This window comes from Wolbachia endosymbiont of Mansonella perstans (genome assembly GCF_020278605.1).
GTDB lineage: Bacteria > Pseudomonadota > Alphaproteobacteria > Rickettsiales > Anaplasmataceae > Wolbachia.
Map to the genome: position 1 here is coordinate 1 of NZ_JACZHU010000145.1, position 966 is coordinate 966.

At 34.5% G+C, this 966-nt stretch carries 1 pseudogene; it reads left to right on the forward strand.

The window, feature by feature from the left end:
- Positions 1–623 precede the first annotated feature (623 nt).
- Positions 624–966, forward strand: a pseudogene (locus IHO13_RS05510) (collagenase); the annotation flags it as partial.

A 966-nucleotide genomic window follows, 5' to 3' on the forward strand; every position in this document is an offset into this window, starting at 1 on the left:
TTACATGAATTTATCATGAATTACTACCGCATAAGCTGCTATGCAACAAGGCCATTGAGAATTCATATTGGGAGCAATTGTGCAGTAAATCAGTGTCAAGTGTTTTGCAATGTTCATATGTCAACTTGTATGATACCTTCCTGATAAGCCCAAATCATAATGTCCGTACACCATGCGCTAGGATGACAGGAGAAAGGGTGCTGAAATAGCACTGTCATAGAACTTCAGCTATGCTCTATGATTTTACATATTGAATTAATTATTTATACATCTTTACTAAAGCATAAATTCCACTGATATGGAAATTTACGCTTTCTTTAGAGAGATCACCTTATGCTTGATATTGAAAGATTAGCAAATTAGAGATTAAAGTTATGACAATCAATCAACAAGTAAATAAAGATATAACTAAATAAGAGTATTTCAATAATGGTGGTAAGGGATTTAATTCGCCACATATCATAGAAATAAAAGAACTAAATATTAAAGTAGAGGTTTATTCTCATGCTTTAAAAGCAAGTAAATTTGCTAAAATTGAAAGTGAGATAAGAGAAACAGCTGCTAATTTTAAAGATGCGTTCGGATTAGAACGCGGCAGTTCGGAACAAACATTTAAGTTTTATGTGTTCGATGATAAGGCTGACTACACTCACCTTGGCGGAAGCGAACGTTTCGGTTCTTATCTTGGAGATGAAGGTGGTAAAACTTACTATAAAGGAGAAGCTGGTATCGTTGCTGAGATGTATGTCTATCAGCAAGGCAGTGTTCATAACTTTCAGCATGAATTTGCACATGGTTTGACTTACTTAGCTATAGGAAGCCAGTCCTTACCTACAGTATTAATTGATGAAATTGCGGATTATTTTGAACACCACTCAGATCATAAGTTCAGTGCCCAAGGATCGAGCATTGATAAAACTGAAGCTGCAAGTTTAGATTTAAGTGAAATTTTAAAGTTACAGTATT